Source organism: Streptomyces sp. P17, assembly GCF_032436805.1.
Taxonomy (GTDB): domain Bacteria; phylum Actinomycetota; class Actinomycetes; order Streptomycetales; family Streptomycetaceae; genus Streptomyces.
Genome location: NZ_JAVRBF010000056.1, coordinates 1 through 15,907 on the forward strand (window position 1 = coordinate 1; position 15,907 = coordinate 15,907).

At 71.0% G+C, this 15,907-nt stretch carries 11 protein-coding genes and 3 pseudogenes; 10 read left to right on the forward strand and 4 right to left on the reverse strand.

Annotation, left to right across the window (positions count from 1 at the left end; all coding sequences use genetic code 11):
- Positions 1 to 85: 85 nt before the first annotated feature.
- Positions 86 to 3,070: a bifunctional [glutamine synthetase] adenylyltransferase/[glutamine synthetase]-adenylyl-L-tyrosine phosphorylase gene (locus RMT89_RS30345; RefSeq protein WP_315886977.1), complete on the reverse strand. Its 2,985-nt coding sequence runs from the start codon at positions 3,068 to 3,070 to the stop codon at positions 86 to 88.
- Between the two features lie 495 nt (positions 3,071 to 3,565).
- Here RMT89_RS30345 and RMT89_RS30350 point away from each other — a divergent pair, with 495 nt between their 5' ends.
- On the forward strand, positions 3,566 to 4,015 hold the full coding sequence (locus RMT89_RS30350; RefSeq protein ID WP_315886978.1) for a VOC family protein: 450 nt from the start codon (positions 3,566 to 3,568) through the stop codon (positions 4,013 to 4,015).
- A gap of 287 nt (positions 4,016 to 4,302) precedes the next feature.
- On the opposite strand, the gene glnA is transcribed toward RMT89_RS30350, so the two are convergent.
- Positions 4,303 to 5,664 (reverse strand): type I glutamate--ammonia ligase, encoded by a 1,362-nt coding sequence (gene glnA / locus RMT89_RS30355; RefSeq protein WP_315886979.1) that lies wholly within the window; start codon positions 5,662 to 5,664, stop codon positions 4,303 to 4,305.
- 312 nt (positions 5,665 to 5,976) lie between these two features.
- On the opposite strand from glnA, the gene RMT89_RS30360 reads away from it, so the two are divergent.
- The gene (locus RMT89_RS30360) at positions 5,977 to 7,149 is read left to right on the forward strand and encodes a globin domain-containing protein (RefSeq protein ID WP_315886980.1); all 1,173 of its coding nucleotides are present in this window, start codon (positions 5,977 to 5,979) and stop codon (positions 7,147 to 7,149) included.
- Here RMT89_RS30360 and RMT89_RS30365 read toward each other — a convergent pair.
- Positions 7,133 to 7,576 (reverse strand): Rrf2 family transcriptional regulator, encoded by a 444-nt coding sequence (locus tag RMT89_RS30365; protein ID WP_315887024.1) that lies wholly within the window; start codon positions 7,574 to 7,576, stop codon positions 7,133 to 7,135. The genes RMT89_RS30360 and RMT89_RS30365 overlap by 17 nt on opposite strands.
- Before the next feature lie 56 nt (positions 7,577 to 7,632).
- Here RMT89_RS30365 and RMT89_RS30370 point away from each other — a divergent pair.
- From RMT89_RS30370 to RMT89_RS30390, 5 genes and pseudogenes are all read left to right on the forward strand, one after another.
- Positions 7,633 to 7,800, forward strand: a pseudogene (locus tag RMT89_RS30370) (DUF3105 domain-containing protein); the annotation flags it as partial.
- Positions 7,797 to 8,421: pseudogene (locus RMT89_RS30375) on the forward strand (DUF305 domain-containing protein). The pseudogenes RMT89_RS30370 and RMT89_RS30375, both read left to right, overlap by 4 nt.
- A gap of 450 nt (positions 8,422 to 8,871) precedes the next feature.
- Entirely contained in the window at positions 8,872 to 10,626 is a 1,755-nt protein-coding gene (locus RMT89_RS30380) for an NAD+ synthase (RefSeq protein WP_315886981.1), read from the forward strand.
- A 131-nt stretch (positions 10,627 to 10,757) separates the two neighbouring features.
- Positions 10,758 to 11,053: pseudogene (locus RMT89_RS30385) on the forward strand (oxidoreductase); the annotation flags it as partial.
- Positions 11,054 to 11,132: 79 nt separating this feature from the next.
- Positions 11,133 to 11,330, forward strand: coding sequence for a hypothetical protein (locus RMT89_RS30390; RefSeq protein WP_315887025.1), 198 nt, complete (start codon positions 11,133 to 11,135; stop codon positions 11,328 to 11,330).
- 68 nt (positions 11,331 to 11,398) lie between these two features.
- On the opposite strand, the gene panB is transcribed toward RMT89_RS30390, so the two are convergent.
- Positions 11,399 to 12,265, reverse strand: a complete 867-nt coding sequence (panB, locus tag RMT89_RS30395; protein ID WP_315886982.1) for a 3-methyl-2-oxobutanoate hydroxymethyltransferase — start codon at positions 12,263 to 12,265, stop codon at positions 11,399 to 11,401.
- A gap of 181 nt (positions 12,266 to 12,446) precedes the next feature.
- On the opposite strand from panB, the gene RMT89_RS30400 reads away from it, so the two are divergent.
- The 3 genes from RMT89_RS30400 (at position 12,447) to RMT89_RS30410 (ending at position 15,903) form a co-directional block, all read left to right on the forward strand.
- Entirely contained in the window at positions 12,447 to 13,997 is a 1,551-nt protein-coding gene (locus tag RMT89_RS30400; RefSeq protein WP_315886983.1) for an MFS transporter, read from the forward strand.
- 34 nt (positions 13,998 to 14,031) lie between these two features.
- Entirely contained in the window at positions 14,032 to 14,667 is a 636-nt protein-coding gene (locus RMT89_RS30405) for a TetR/AcrR family transcriptional regulator (RefSeq protein ID WP_315886984.1), read from the forward strand.
- 183 nt (positions 14,668 to 14,850) lie between these two features.
- Positions 14,851 to 15,903, forward strand: a complete 1,053-nt coding sequence (locus RMT89_RS30410; protein ID WP_315886985.1) for an endonuclease/exonuclease/phosphatase family protein — start codon at positions 14,851 to 14,853, stop codon at positions 15,901 to 15,903.
- Positions 15,904 to 15,907: the final 4 nt, after the last annotated feature.

Here is a 15,907-nt window from a genome sequence, read left to right on the forward strand (position 1 = left end):
TCTTTGGCCGGTGCGGCGAGGGTGCGTGCCGGGCGCCGTGGGTGCTGTGCGGGACTTTCAAAACACCCCCTAGCTAGGGCCTGTCCTAGCCCGCGTAGAACAGCTCGTCCACCACGCCACGGGCCCGGCGTGCCGTGCGGCGGTAGTCGTCGAGCATGTCGCCGACGCGGCCGGGGGCGTAGCCGAGGTAGCGGCCGACCGCGGCGAGTTCGCGGGCGTCGGAGGGGAAGGTGTCGCCGGCGCGGCCGCGGACCAGCATCACGGCGTTGCGCACTCGCGTGGCGAGGACCCACGCCTCGTCGAGGATTGCCGCGTCCTGCTCCGGGATCAGCCCGGCAGCGGCCGCCGCGGACAGTGCCGCCCGGGTCCGCGTGGTGCGCAGGCCCGGCTCGGCGGCGCCGTGGCGCAGCTGGAGGAGCTGGACCGTCCATTCGACGTCGGAGAGGCCGCCGGGGCCGAGCTTGGTGTGGAGTTTGGGGTCGGCGCCGCGCGGGAGGCGCTCGGATTCCATCCGGGCCTTCAGGCGGCGGATCTCGCGGACCGCGTCGTCGGGGAGACCGGCCGACGGGTAGCGCAGGGGGTCGATCAGCTCGACGAAACGGCGGCCCAGCTCCTCGTCCCCGGCGACCGGCTCGGCCCGCAGCAGCGCCTGGGACTCCCAGCCCAGGGACCAGCGGCGGTAGTAGGCCTCGTAGGACTTCAGCGTGCGCACCAGCGGGCCCGACTTGCCCTCGGGGCGCAGGTCGGCGTCGATCAGCAGGGGCGGGTCGGCGCTCGGGATCTGGAGCAGGCGGCGCATTTCGGAGACGACGCGGTTGGCGGCCTGGGCGGCCTCGTGCTCGTCGACGCCGTCGCGGGGTTCGTGGACGAACAGGACGTCCGCGTCGGAGCCGTAGCCGAGCTCGTGGCCGCCGAAGCGGCCCATGCCGATGATCGCGAACCGGGTGGGCAGGGTGTCGCCCCAGCCCTCGCGGACGACCGCGCGCAGGGTGCCGGCCAGCGTCGCCGCGGTCAGGTCCGAGACGGCGCCGCCGACCCGGTCCACGAGGGCGCCCTGGTCGGCCTCGGCGGGCTGGGCCTCGGTGCCGTAGGAGCCGACGATGTCGGCGGCTGCCGTACGGAACAGCTCGCGGCGGCGTACGCCACGGGCCGCGGTGACCGCCTGGGCGCCGCCGTCGGCGCGGCCGACCGCGGCGAGGATCTCCTGTTCCAGGTGGGCACGGGGGCGGGGTTCGAGGCCGCCGCCGTCACCGTCGCCGAGCAGGGCCACCGCCTCGGGAGCGCGCATGAGGAGGTCGGGGGCGAGGCGCCCGGCGGACAGGACGCGGGCGAGGTTCTCCGCCGCCGCGCCCTCGTCCCTGAGCAGCCGCAGATACCAAGGGGTCTTGCCGAGGGCGTCGGAGACCTTGCGGAAGTTGAGCAGGCCCGCGTCGGGGTCGGCGGAGTCGGCGAACCAGCCCAACAGGACGGGCAGCAGAGTGCGTTGGATGGCGGCCTTGCGGGTGACGCCGGAGGCGAGTGCCTCCAGGTGGCGCAGGGCGGCGGCGGGGTCGCCGTAGCCGAGCGCGACGAGCCGTTCGCGAGCCGCCTCGCTGCTCAACCGGGCCTCGCCAGGGGCGAGTTGGGCGACCGCGTCGAGCAGCGGCCGGTAGAAGAGCTTCTCGTGCAGGCGGCGTACGACGGAGGCGTGCCGCCGCCACTCGCGGTTGAGGTCGGCCACCGGGTCGCTGCGCAGCCCGAGCGAGCGGCCGATGCGGCGCAGATCGGCCTCGTCCTCGGGGACGAGGTGGGTCCTGCGCAGCCGGTAGAGCTGGATACGGTGCTCCATGGAGCGCAGGAAGCGGTAGGCGGCGTCCAGTTGGGCGGCATCGTCACGGCCGACGTAGCCGCCCGCGGCGAGAGCCTTCAGGGCGGCCAGGGTGGTGCCGCTGCGCAGTGAGACATCGGCCCGTCCGTGCACCAACTGCAGGAGCTGTACGGCGAATTCGACGTCCCTCAGGCCGCCGGGGCCGAGCTTGAGCTGGCGGTCGAGTTCGGCGACGGGGATGTTCTCCACCACCCGGCGCCGCATCTTCTGCACGTCGGCGACGAAGTTCTCGCGCTCGGCGGCCTTCCAGACCAGGGGTTCGAGGGCGGCGACGTACTCCTCGCCGAGCTCGATGTCACCGGCCACCGGGCGGGCCTTGAGCAGCGCCTGGAACTCCCAGGTCTTCGCCCAGCGCTGGTAGTAGGCGAGGTGGCTGGAGAGCGTGCGCACCAGCGGGCCGTTTCTGCCCTCGGGACGCAGATTGGCGTCGACGGGCCAGATCGAGCCCTCGACGGTGGTCTCCGAGCAGATCCGCATCATGTGCGAGGCGAGCTTGGTGGCCGCTCTGAGGGCCTTGCCCTCGTCGGCGCCCTCCGCCGCCTCGCCGACGAAGATGACGTCGACGTCGGAGACGTAATTCAGTTCATGGCCCCCGCACTTGCCCATCGCGATCACCGCGAGCCGGCACGCGGCGGCGTCGTCGGGCGCGGCGGCGCCGGCGATGGCGAGTGCGGCGCGCAGAGTCGCGGTGGCGAGGTCGGCGAGTTCGGCGGCGGACTCGCCGACATCGGTGGTGCCGCACACGTCACGGGCGGCGATGGACAGCAGACAGCGCCGGTAGGCGACGCGCAGCGAGACGGGGTCGGTGGCCTCGGCCAGGCCGCGCTCGAACTCGGCGACGCCGGGGTGCAGATCCCGGGGCTCGTAGGTGACCAGGGCCCGCCAGTCGTCGGAGTGCCTGGCGAGGTGTTCGGCGAGCGCGGCGGAGGCGCCGAGCACGCCGAGGAGGCGGTCGCGCAGCGGCTTGGCGGCTATCACTGTGTCCAGCAGCTCCCGGCCGTGCTGCGCCTCGAGGAGCCGTACGAGACCGTGCAGGGCGAGATCCGGGTCGGCGGTGGCACCGAGGGCCTCCAGCAGCACCGGGTCATCGCGTACGGGCGCCAGTTCCGGGGCGTCCAGCAGCCGCTCGGCGGCGCTCGGATCGGTGAAGCCGTGCCGCAGCAGCCGCGTGAAGGTACTGCTCCTGCGCCCCGGCGCCGTCATCCTCGGCCTCCCGTCCGATCAAGGTCGTACGCGGTCGAGCGTAACCGCTGCGCTGGGCTTTGGCGGGATGCCTGCGGCGGCCTCTGCGGTGCTTGGGGGTACGCGTAGCGCCTGCTGCCGGTTGGTGGGCCGGGGCCGCGCCGGGGTGTCCGTCCTCGGTCCGGCGGCTCTGCTGCTCGGTCAGGCGCCGGTGCCGGACGCCGGACGCTGCGGGCGGACACCCCCCGACACGTCCCCTTCCCGCCGTACGCGGCTGCGGCGGGACTGGGTACGCCCGTATCTGCGCGACGCAGGGCAGCATCACTCAGCCCGTCCGGCGTTTGAGGAGGCCCCTTCACGGCCGAAACGGGGGTCTGGGGCACCGGCCCCCAGCGACGCCGGTGGCCTGAAAGTAGCGGAACCTGCTCCTCGCGTGGCGCAGAGCATCGTTTTCCGCTTCGGTAAGGGTGAGCCGTTCAGCCAGACCCGTTGGCGATTCTCCAGGGAGGAATAGCGATGGACTTCACCCTTGAAGTGATCCCGCTGCCCGTGAGCGACATCGACCGAGCCAGGGACTTCTACCGTGACAAGGTCGGTTTCCACGTCGACATCGACCAGGAGGTCATGCCCGGGATGCGGATCGTCCAGCTGACGCCGCCCGGCTCCGGCTGTTCGATCGCGCTGGGCGACAGCATCTGGGATCTGACCAAGGGCGAGACCAAGCCGGAGCCCGGCTCCTACCAGGGTCTCCAGCTGTGCGTGGCGGACATCAAGGCGGCGCACGCGGAGCTGGTGGAGCGGGGCCTGGAGGTGTCGGACCCGGTCCAGTACTCGCCGGACGACGGCGCGACGTTCATGTACTTCACGGACCCCGACGGCAACGGCTGGTCGATCCAGGAGTACCGCGTCAGGGCCGGCAAGCCCCTGCACAAGCATCTGTCGGACGAGGCCGCTCAGCCGTCGTAGCGCACGGAGGGGGCGGCCCGCCCGGGCCGTCTCCGCTGGTTTTCCCGTGATTCCGGGTTGGTCAGTTGTGTCCTCCAGGGGCGTGGCCCGCGGGGTTCCGGTTCTCCGTCTCCTGTTCGAGCCCGCCGCCCTTACAAGTCGGCTGCCGGCCGAGCGTTCCGGACTGTCGCCTCTTGCCGGCTCACGTTTCTCTCCAGAATCACCTGAGTCGGGATATATAAGGCAATTGACATGAAAAGCCCCACACCCTACGTCAGGATGTGGGGCTGCGCGAGTCGGGCAGGCGGCTACAGCACAGGCAGGTTCTTCCGCAGCTCAAAGGCCGTGACCTCGGAGCGGTACTCCTCCCACTCCTGGCGCTTGTTGCGCAGGAAGAAGTCGAAGACGTGCTCGCCGAGCGTCTCGGCGACCAGGTCGCTGCGTTCCATGAGGGTCAGGGCCTCGCCGAGGTTCTGCGGGAGCGGCTCGATGCCCATCGCGCGGCGCTCGGCGTCGGAGAGGGCCCAGACGTCGTCCTCGGCGCCCGGAGGGAGCTCGTAGCCCTCCTCGATGCCCTTGAGTCCGGCGGCGAGCAGCACCGCGTACGCCAGGTACGGGTTGGCGCCGGAGTCCAGGGAGCGGACCTCCACGCGCGCGGAGCCGGTCTTGCCGGGCTTGTACATCGGGACGCGGACGAGCGCGCTGCGGTTGTTGTGGCCCCAGCAGATGTACGACGGCGCCTCGCCGCCCGCGCCCGCCGTCCGCTCGGAGCCGCCCCAGATGCGCTTGTAGGAGTTCACCCACTGGTTGGTGACGGCGGAGATCTCCGCGGCGTGCTTCAGCAGGCCCGCGATGAAGGAGCGGCCGACCTTGGAGAGCTGGTACTCGGAGCCCGACTCGTAGAACGCGTTCCGGTCGCCCTCGAAGAGCGAGAGGTGGGTGTGCATACCGCTGCCCGGGTGCTCCGAGTACGGCTTCGGCATGAACGTCGCCTGCACGCCCTGCTCCAGCGCCACCTGCTTCATGACCAGGCGGAAGGTCATGATGTTGTCCGCGGTCGACAGCGCGTCGGCGTAGCGCAGGTCGATCTCCTGCTGGCCCGGCGCGCCCTCGTGGTGGGAGAACTCCACCGAGATGCCCATCGACTCCAGCATGGTGATCGCCTGGCGGCGGAAGTCCATGCCGACATTGGTCGGGGTGTGGTCGAAGTAGCCGGAGTTGTCGGCCGGGATGGGGCGGGAGCCGTCGAGGGGGCGGTCCTTCAGCAGGAAGAACTCGATCTCGGGGTGGGTGTAGAAGGTGAAGCCCAGGTCCGAGGTGCGGGCGAGGGCACGCTTGAGGACATAGCGCGGGTCCGCGAAGGACGGGGAGCCGTCCGGCATCAGGATGTCGCAGAACATCCGGGCGGTGCCGGGGGTCTCCGCGCGCCAGGGCAGGACCTGGAAGGTGGAGGGGTCCGGCTTGGCGATCATGTCGGACTCGTAGACCCGGGCGAAGCCCTCGATGGCCGAGCCGTCGAAGCCGATGCCCTCGTCGAAGGCCTGTTCAAGCTCGGCCGGGGCCACGGCGACGGACTTGAGGAAGCCCAGCACGTCCGTGAACCACAGGCGTACGAACCGGATGTCGCGCTCCTCCAACGTACGGAGCACGAACTCCTGCTGCTTGTCCATCTTCCGCTTCCCCATCCTTGCTGGTCAGGCCGACTGTCCCGCGCAGTGCGGTAAGTCGGTCGGGCACCTGAGCATCACACCACAACACCGTTTCGCGCGCGTTGCCGACCTTGATCGGCAAGCCGACCTCGGCCTGAACGCCCGGCGCACCGCGGGTGTACCGCTCTGCCGCCCATCTTGCCTGCTCGGGCTGACATCCGTAATGCCCGGCCGCCGTCGGCTGCCTCGACCGCACCCCCGGGTTAATTGGTATCTGAGATGCGAGTTTTAATGGCGGCTGCCCGTCGAGCCGAGAGCCGAAGGAGTTCCTCGATGCTGTCCGAACAGTCCGCCGCCACCGTCCGAGCCACCCTCCCCGCCGTGGGCGCCGCCCTGGACGAGATCACCGAGCGCTTCTACGCGGGCCTGTTCGCCGCCCGCCCCGACCTGTTGCGCGACCTCTTCAACCGCGGCAACCAGGCGTCCGGCACCCAGCGCCGGGCCCTGGCCGGTTCCATCGCCGCCTTCGCCACGTACCTGGTCGAGCACCCGGACGAGCGGCCCGACGCCATGCTCGCCCGCATCACCCACAAGCACGCCTCCCTGGGCGTGGCGCCCGAGCAGTACGCGCTCGTCCACGAGCACCTGTTCGCCGCCATCGCCGACGTCCTCGGCGGGGCCGTCACCCCCGAGGTCGCGGCCGCCTGGGACGAGGTCTACTGGCTGATGGCTCTCGCGCTCATCGCCATGGAGAAGCGGCTGTACGAGGACTCCCGCGAGCCCGGCCGGCGGCAGTGGGAGGTGGTGGAACGCGTCCAGGAGACGCCCGACGTCATCACCCTCCGGCTGCGCCCGCTGGACGGCGGCCCGGTCGCCGACTTCCGCGCCGGCGAGTACGTCTCCGTACGCGTCGAACTCCCGGACGGCGCCCGGCAGATACGGCAGTACAGCCTGTCCGGCGCGCCGGGTTCGACGCTGCGCCAGATCAGTGTGAAGCGGGAGTCCGGGGGCGAGGTCTCCGCCCACCTGCACGCGCGCGTGCACGAGGGAAGCATCCTTGAGCTGTCCGCCCCCTGCGGCGACCTGACCCTGGACGAGGTGACGGACCGGCCCCTCCTGCTCGCCTCCGCCGGAATCGGCGTGACCCCGATGATCGCCATGCTGGCCCAGCTCGCCCAGGACGGCCATGCCTGGCGGGTCACGGTCGTCCACGCCGACCGCTCCCCCACCACCCACGCCCTGCGCACCGACCAGGAGACCTACGCGACCAAACTCCCGGACTCGAAGCTCCACTTCTGGTACGAGGAGGGCGCCCCCGAAGGCACCCGCGCGGGCCGGGTCGACCTCACGGAGATCCCCGTAGCACCAGGCACGCGCGCGTACCTGTGCGGCCCGCTCCCCTTCATGCGGGCGGTGCGGGCACAGTTGCTCGGGAAGGGCGTGGCGGCGGCCGACATCCGCTACGAGGTGTTCGGGCCCGACCTCTGGCTCACGCGGGAGAGCTAGGCCGCCCGATCTCCAGCAGCAGCGGTCCCGTGGGCGCGGCGACCATGTCCCCCACCGTCAGCGGGTCCAGCGAGGCGAAGAACGCCTCCTGGGCCCGGCGCAGGGCGCCGCGCAGGCGGCAGGCGGAGTGCAGGGGGCAGGGGGTGGTGCCCTCGCAGTCGACCACGTCCCCGTCGCCCTCGAAGGAGCGGACCACGGCGCCCACCGACGCCGTACGGCCCTCCTCGGTGAGCGCCAGGCCGCCGCCCCGGCCCCGGCGGGCATCGACCAGGCCTTGGTGCTGGAGTTCGGCGACGACCTTCGCGGCGTGCGTGTACGGCATGTCCATGTCCGCGGCAACCTCGCGCGTGGTGGGAGTGGAGCCGTCGGCGACGGCGAGTCGCATGAGGACCCGCAGGGCGAGGTCGGTGGAGCGCAGCAGCCGCATATCAGCAGCGTAGATAATGCGCATCTGCGCTTCAAATTATCGCCGCCCCGCGCCGAGCACCTGTCGGGTGCCAGAAGTCGCCGATCATGCTGTCGGCGTGGGGCGCGCAGCGCACGGTGACGGGGGCGAGCGACCCGAACCTCGACACGTTCTTCGAGAAGTACGTCCAGGGCGAGCAGACGCCCGAGCCGGGCGCCACGTGCACGGGCGGTAAGGCGCAGTGAGGAAGCACGTCGGCTGGATCGCGGGGACCGCGGCGGCGGTGCCCGTCGCGGCCGGCGCGATCACGTACACCGTGGCCGAGGGCGGGGGCTCGGACGCGGCCCCCGCCGCCGGCTCCGCCGACGCGGGGTTCGCGCGGGACATGGCGGTGCACCACCAGCAGGCCGTGGAGCTGTCGTACATCGTGCGCGACCGCACGGACGACGAAGAGGTGCGGCGCCTGGCGTACGACATCGCGCAGACGCAGGCCAACCAGCGCGGGATGCTGCTGGGCTGGCTCGATCTGTGGGAGCTGCCGAAGGTGTCGTCGGACCCGCCGATGACCTGGATGGACAGGGGCTCCATGGCCTCCGGCGAGGACGGCGCGCTGATGCCCGGCATGGCGACGAGCACCGAGATGAAGAAGCTGGAGAGCCTGAGCGGCGAGCAGGCGGAGGTGTTCTTCCTCCAGCTCATGACCGACCACCCACAAGGGCGGCATCCACATGGCCGAGGCCTGTGTGAAGCGCTGCGAGGTCAAGGTGGAGAAGCGGCTCTCGCAGACCGTGGTCAACGGTCTGGAGTCGGAGATCCAGTTGATGGCGGGGATGCTCAAGGACCGGGGCGCGAAGGCCCGGCCGTAGGGCCTGTCCGGCGGATCATGCCGGCGTGGCGGGGTCTGGCACGCACTCCCCCAGAGGGGGGACCCCCAGAGGGGGGGACCCCCAGCCGCGTTGTCGTCACTCGCCGACGCTCCGGTCGACTCCCTCCTCCGCCTTGCAGCTGCACGCACCAGACCCCGCTCGGCCCCGCTGACATGCACCGTTCTCGCAGCCGGCCTGATCCGCCGGACAGGCCCTAGGGGGTGTTTTGAAAGTCCTGTGCGGTGCCCGCGGTGTTCGGTGCGTGCCCTCGGCGTGCCGGACGAAGGCCCTCGTACTGGACGTACTTGGGTCTTTGGCCGGTGCGGCGAGGGTGCGTGCCGGGCGCCGTGGGTGCTGTGCGGGACTTTCAAAACACCCCCTAGCGCGGGGTGGGCTGGCCCACACCCCCTCACCACCCCATCGCGTCGCTCTGACGATTACACTGGGCGCGTGCCTCAACTTCGCCTCGCCCTGAACCAGATCGACTCACGGGTCGGTGACCTCGCCGGCAACACCGAGACGATCGTCCGCTGGACCCGGCACTCCGCCGAGCAGGGAGCGCATCTCGTGGTGTTCCCCGAGATGGCGCTGACCGGGTATCCCGTCGAGGACCTGGCCCTCAGGTCCTCCTTCGTGGAGGCCTCCCGCGCGGCCCTGCGCGAGCTGGCCGCCCGGCTCGCCGAGGAGGGCTTCGGGGAGCTGCCGGTCGTCGTCGGCTACCTCGACCGCTCCGAGACGGCCCAGCCGAAGTACGGCCAGCCGGCCGGCGCCCCGAGGAACGCGGGGGCCGTGCTGCACCGCGGCGAGGTGGTGCTGACGTACGCCAAGCACCATCTCCCCAACTACGGCGTCTTCGACGAGTTCCGCTACTTCGTGCCCGGCGACACCATGCCGGTGGTGCGCGTGCACGGCGTGGACGTGGCCCTCGCCATCTGCGAGGACCTGTGGCAGGACGGCGGCCGGGTGCCGGCGGCGCGTTCGGCCGGGGCCGGGCTGCTGGTCTCGATCAACGCCTCGCCGTACGAGCGCAACAAGGACGACACCCGCCTCGAACTGGTCCGCAAGCGCGCCCAGGAGGCGGGCTGCACCACCGCCTACCTCGCCATGATCGGCGGTCAGGACGAGCTGGTCTTCGACGGCGACTCGATCGTGGTCGACGCGAGCGGCGAAGTGATCGCGCGGGCACCGCAGTTCGCGGAGGGCTGTGTGGTCCTGGACCTCGACCTGCCGGCGGCGCGGACGGACGCTCCGACGGGAGTGGTGGACGACGGACTGCGCATCGACCGCGTGATCCTCTCCGAGGACCCGGTCCCCGCGTACGAGCCGGAGCTCGCGGGCGGTTACGCCGACCGCCTGGACGACGACGAGGAGGTCTACTCGGCGCTGGTCGTGGGCCTGCGGGCGTACGTCGCCAAGAACGGCTTCCGGTCGGTCCTGATCGGCCTGTCCGGCGGCATCGACTCGGCGCTGGTCGCGGCCATCGCGTGCGACGCGGTGGGCGCGCAGAACGTGTACGGCGTCTCGATGCCGTCGAAGTACTCCTCCGAGCACTCCAAGGGCGACGCGGCGGAACTGGCGCGGCGGACGGGCCTGAACTTCCGGACGGTTCCGATCGAGCCGATGTTCGACGCGTACATGGCGTCGACAGAGCTCACGGGCCTGGCGGAGGAGAACCTCCAGTCCCGCCTGCGCGGCACCCTGCTGATGGCGATCTCCAACCAGGAGGGCCATATCGTCCTCGCCCCCGGCAACAAGTCGGAGCTGGCGGTGGGCTATTCGACGCTGTACGGCGACTCGGTGGGCGCGTACGGGCCGATCAAGGACGTCTACAAGACGTCGATCTTCCGCCTCGCCGAGTGGCGCAACCGAGCGGCGGCGGAGCGCGGCCAGACGCCGCCGATCCCCGAGAACTCGATCAGCAAGCCCCCGAGCGCGGAACTCCGCCCGGGCCAGGTGGACACGGACTCCCTCCCCGACTACCCGGTTCTGGACGCGATCCTGGAGCGCTATGTCGACCGCGACGAGGGCGCCGACGTCATCGTGGCAGCGGGCTTCGACCCGGCCCTGGTCACCAAGACCCTCCGCATGGTCGACACGGCCGAGTACAAGCGCCGCCAGTACCCGCCGGGCACGAAGATCTCCCCGAAGGGCTTCGGCAAGGACCGGCGGCTGCCGATCACCAACGGGTGGCGGGAGACGGCGTAGTGGCGCTTCGTCACGTCATGTGATCCCGCCTCCCGTTCGGCCCCGGGGTGACTACGATCGCGACCATGGCGCTGATCATGAGTGACGTGGACCGGTTCGAGGCTGCCCGGCCCCGGCTGGAGGCCATTGCCTCGATGCGCTCGGTCTCCCGCCCGGACGTGTACGCCGTGGGCGACGCCGCGCTGGCGATCGGCCCCGAGGACAAGCCCCTGCGCATGTCCTGGGCCTCGGGCGTCCCCATGGCCTGGCAGGCCGCCGACGCCATCGCCGCCCGTCTTCGCCGGCACCAAGGTCCCCAGCGTCTCCATCCGCTACTTCCAGCAGTGCATCTCGCTCGGCCGCAAGGAGGGCCTGATCCAGTTCGTCACAGCCGACGACCGAGCGGTCGACCGGGCCCTGACGGGCCGTGGCCGCCCTCTACAAGGAACTGACGCGTAAATACGAACCGGCGCGGGCAAAAGTGCAGGTAGCTGACCTCGCCTCCTGCGCTGCCACCCCGCGGCGCCGTGTTGATCAAGGGCTACGGGGCATCCGCCCTGCCCATTTACCCGCCCCACGGCGGGCGGCGAAGCCGCCCTGGGTCGCTGATCTGCAAGGGCGCGGCCTGGGGCGTCGCCAACCCGACGGCAGGCATGCCGTCCCGGCGCCGACGTGTCGTACGGCAGGACATCCGCAACCGTGCACGGGCGCAGGCGGCGGCCTGACCTCGCCCACCACGGCAGCAGCCCGCCGACGGGGGAAATCGGCGGGCTGCCTCTGTGCCGCTGTGGCTCTAGTGGACGGAGTGCTCCTCCAGCGGGAACGTCCCGCCGACGACGTCCTCCGCGAACGCCTTCGCCGCGTTGCCCATGACCTCGCGCAGGTCGGCGTACTGCTTGACGAACTTGGGGACCCGGCCGCCGGTCAGGCCCATCATGTCCGTCCAGACCAGGACCTGGGCGTCCGTCTCGGCGCCCGCGCCGATGCCGACCGTCGGGATGTGCAGGACCCGGGTGACCTCGGCCGCGAGTTCCGCGGGGACCAGTTCCAGGACGACCGCGAAGGCGCCCGCGTCCTGGACGGCCTTGGCGTCGCGCAGCAGCTGTGCCGCCGCCTCCTCGCCGCGGCCCTGGACGCGGTAGCCCATGGCGTTGACGGACTGCGGGGTCAGGCCGATGTGGGCCATCACCGGGATGCCGGACTCGACCAGCAGCTCGATCTGGCGGTGCGAGCGCTCGCCGCCCTCCAGCTTCACCGCGCCGACGCCCGCCTCCTTCACCAGCCGCGTCGCCGAGCGCAGCGCGTGCACCGGGCCTTCTTGGTACGACCCGAAGGGCAGGTCGCCGACGATCAGGGCGCGCGAGGTGCCCCGTACGACGGCGGCCGACAGCATGGTCATCTCGTCGAGCGTGACGGGCACGGTGGTGTCGTACCCGAGGTGGCAGTTGCCCGCCGAGTCCCCGACGAGCATGACCGGGATCCCGGCCTCGTCGAAGACGGACGCGGTCATCGCGTCGTAGGCGGTGAGCATGGGCCACTTCTCGCCCCGCTCCTTGGCGGCGGCGATGTCCCGAACGGTGATGCGGCGGGTGCCCTTCCCCCCGTACAGCGCTTTGCTGCCGCCGGAAGGCGTGTTCTGGGCAGCCGAAAGCTGCGTCATGGCAACGGCTCCTTACGTCATCTCGTGGCGCCCTGACGGCGTCCCCGGATCCCCTCCATGGTGGCACCTCGTGCCAGACGCGGCTAGGGGGACCCCGGTCACGCTCGACCCGCGTAAGAGCCGAGTAAGAGACTTACGATACGACACGGGCCCGTATCGTAAGTCTCCTAGTCTGGACGGCATGACTACTTCCGCTCCCCCCGTACCCCGGATACCGGAAGCGGTGCACCGCCGCCGCTGGGCCATCCTCGGCGTGCTCATGCTGAGTCTGCTGATCGTGGTGCTGGACAACTCGATCCTGAACGTCGCCGTCAAGACGATCTCGACCCCGGCCCCGACCGGCCTCGGCGCCACCCAGAGCGAGCTGGAGTGGGCGATCAACGCCTACACCCTCGTCTTCGCGGGCCTGCTGTTCAGCGCGGGGCTGCTGGGTGACCGGCTCGGGCGCAAGAAGGTCCTCCTCGGCGGCCTCGTCGTCTTCGGCGCCGGCTCCGCGCTCGCCGCCTTCGCCGGATCGCCGGGCGAGCTCATCGGCTTCCGCGCGGTGATGGGCCTCGGCGCCGCCTTCGTCATGCCGGCCACCCTCGCCGTCCTCATGAACGTCTTCGAGCGCGACGAGCAGCCCAAGGCCATCGGCATCTGGGCCGGCGGCGTCGGCCTCGCCATCGCCATCGGCCCGATCACCGGCGGCGTGCTGCTCGACCACTTCTGGTGGGGCTCGGTCTTCCTCGTCAACGTCCCCATCGTGCTGCTCGCGCTCGCCCTGATGATCTGGCTGGTCCCGGACTCCCGCGACCCGAACCCCGGCCGCGTCGACCCCGTCGGCGTCACCCTGTCCGTCGTCGGCCTGGTCCTTCTCGTCTACGGCATCATCCGCGGCGGCGAGCTGGCCGACTTCACGGACGTCACCGTGCTGGGGACGATCGCCGCCGGTCTCGCCGTCCTCGTGGCCTTCGTGGTGTTCGAGAAGCGCAGCGACCATCCGTCCATCGATGTCGGCTACTTCCGCGACAAGGTCTTCTCGGCCGCGATCGCCGCCATCGCGCTGGTCTTCTTCGCGCTGATGGGCGTGACCTTCTTCTCCGTCTTCTACACCCAGAGCGTGCGCGGCTACTCCCCGCTGGAGACCGGTCTGCTGTTGCTGCCGCTCGCCGCCGCGCAGCTCGTCTTCGCGCCGCGCGCCCGGCTGCTGGTGGACCGCTTCGGCAACCGGGCCACCACGACCGCCGGCATGGCGCTGATCGCGGCGATGCTGGCGGCGTTCGCCACGCTGGACGCGGACACCCCGATCTGGATCCTTGAGGTGATCTTCTTCCTCATGGGCACCGGCATGGCGCACATCATGACCCCGGTCAGCGTCGTCATCATGCAGTCCCTGCCCCGCGAGAAGGCCGGTTCCGCCTCCGCGCTCAGCAACACCTTCCGCCAGGTCGGCGGCGCCCTCGGCATCGCGGTCCTCGGCTCGGTGCTGTCCACGTCCTACCGCTCGTCGATCGAGGGGGATCTCGGCGCCGTGCCTCCCGGGCTGCGCCACACGGCGGGCGAGTCCATCGAGTCGACGCTGGCCGTGGCGGCGAGGCTCGGCCCCGACGCGAAGCCGCTGATCGCCCAGGCCAACGAATCCTTCCTGCACGCCATGCATGTCACGGCGCTCGGAGGTGCCGCGGTGGCGGTGATCGGAGCGGTGGTCGTGGCGCTGTTCCTGCCAGGGAGAACACAGGACCCGAAGTAAGGGACAATCCCCGGAACACGGAAGGAACGCACACGTGAACCTCGCTGACAGCAAGACCAGCCCCGTCCGGGGCCGCCCCCGCAGTGAGGCCGTGGAGCGCGCCATCATCGAGGGCGTGATGAGGCTGCTGGAGGAGGGCGTGCCGCTCGCGGAGCTCTCCATCGAGCGGATCGCCCGGACCGCCGGCGTCGGCAAGGCCGCCATCTACCGCCGCTGGAGCGGCAAGGAGGAGCTGTTCGTCGACGTCGTCCGCGCCGCCGAACCCCCCGACGCCGAACTGCCCGGTACCTCCATGCGCGACGACCTCGTCGTCCTGCTGGAGTCGCTGCGGCGGCGCGGCCTGGTCAGCCGCTCCTCGGTGATCCTGCACAACGTGCACGCCCAGATGAAGAGCAGCCCCAAGATCTGGGCGGCGTACCACAACCTCGTGGTCGCCCCCCGGCGCAGGCTCGGCATCGAGGTGCTGCGCCGGGGCCAGCGCAACGGCGAACTCCGCGAGGACGTCGACGTGGAACTGCTCAACGACCTGTTCGTGGGCCCGATGCTGCTGCGCTCCGTCATGCGGCCGGACGCGGATCTGCCGGACGACCTGTCCGAGCAGATCGTCGACACCCTGCTCGAAGGGCTACGGCCCGTCAGCTCACCGCCCGTCAGTTCGCCCTCGGGGTAGCGGCCATGTGCGTGTTTCGTCACAGAGCGCGCTTTCCGTGTCCGTGACCGGAACTCCGAAAGCCGACTTGTACGTCATGGTGCCCGTACGGCCGTCATGGGACGGCAGGAACAGAACCGATCATCCCCTAGGGTCGTAAGCGCGGGGGACGATGGTGTGCACGGCAGGCAGTGAGGCGACGGTATGGCGCAGCAGGCGTACATGACGGAGACGGACAGCGGCGGCTCGGGACCCGAGCGCCGGGGAAACCGGTTCCGGCGTCTGCTGGAGCGGCTCGTCACCGGCTGGCGCGGTGACCCGCGGATCTGGCGCCGGGGCATCGTCACCGCCGTCGTCGCGGTACTGCTCGCTCTCGTCATGCTGCTGCACGCGCAGATCCCGAACGCCATCGGCAACCTCGGCAGCCTCACCGAGACCTTCCTGCCCTGGCTCGGGCTCTTCGTCCCGCTGCTGGTGCTGATCGCCGTGGTGCGCAAGTCCGCGACCGCGCTGATCGCGGTGGTGCTGCCCGCGGGGGTGTGGCTGAACCTCTTCGGCGGTCTGCTCACCGACAAGACCTCTGCCGGCGGCGACCTCACGGTCGCCACGCACAACGTCAACGCCGAGAACCCCGACCCGTCCGGCACCGCCCGCGACGTGGCCGCCTCCGGCGCGGACGTCGTGGCCCTGCAGGAGCTGACCGCGACGGCGGTGCCGGTGTACGAGAAGGCCCTGGCGTCGACGTACAAGTACCACTCGGTGCAGGGCACGGTCGGGCTGTGGAGCAAGTACCCGCTGACCGGCGTGCGGGCCGTCGACATCAAGCTGGGCTGGACGCGGGCCATGCGCGCCGCGGTGACCACGCCCTCCGGGCAGGTCGCGGTGTACGTCGCCCACCTGCCGTCGGTGCGGGTGAAGATGGAGGCCGGGTTCACCGCCCGCCAGCGCGACAAGAGCGCCAACGCGCTGGGCGAGGCCATCGCCGACGAGAAGCTGCCCCGCAGCGTGCTGCTCGGCGACCTCAACGGCACGATGAACGACCGTGCGCTGAACGCCGTCACCTCCCAGATGCGCTCCACGCAGGGCGCGGCGGGCAGCGGGTTCGGGTTCAGCTGGCCCGCGTCGTTCCCGATGGCGCGGATCGACCAGATCCTGGTGAAGGGCATCGAGCCGGTCACCTCGTGGACGCTGCCGGAGACCGGGAGCGACCATTTTCCGGTGGCCGCGCGTGTGAAGGTCGACACAACCGCGTCGTGAAAGC

Excerpts from the sequence above, each read along its gene's own strand:
- RMT89_RS30365 (WP_315887024.1), bottom strand. The coding sequence starts at position 7,576 with ATGCGGCTGCTGCGCTCCACCGACCTCGCCCTGCGGGTCCTCATGCGA.
- RMT89_RS30360 (WP_315886980.1), top strand. The coding sequence starts at position 5,977 with ATGCTGTCCGAACAGTCCGCCGCCACCGTCCGAGCCACCCTCCCCGCC.
- RMT89_RS30350 (WP_315886978.1), top strand. The coding sequence starts at position 3,566 with ATGGACTTCACCCTTGAAGTGATCCCGCTGCCCGTGAGCGACATCGAC.
- RMT89_RS30400 (WP_315886983.1), top strand. The coding sequence starts at position 12,447 with ATGACTACTTCCGCTCCCCCCGTACCCCGGATACCGGAAGCGGTGCAC.
- glnA (WP_315886979.1), bottom strand. The coding sequence starts at position 5,664 with ATGGACAAGCAGCAGGAGTTCGTGCTCCGTACGTTGGAGGAGCGCGAC.
- panB (WP_315886982.1), bottom strand. The coding sequence starts at position 12,265 with ATGACGCAGCTTTCGGCTGCCCAGAACACGCCTTCCGGCGGCAGCAAA.
- RMT89_RS30410 (WP_315886985.1), top strand. The coding sequence starts at position 14,851 with ATGGCGCAGCAGGCGTACATGACGGAGACGGACAGCGGCGGCTCGGGA.
- RMT89_RS30345 (WP_315886977.1), bottom strand. The coding sequence starts at position 3,070 with ATGACGGCGCCGGGGCGCAGGAGCAGTACCTTCACGCGGCTGCTGCGG.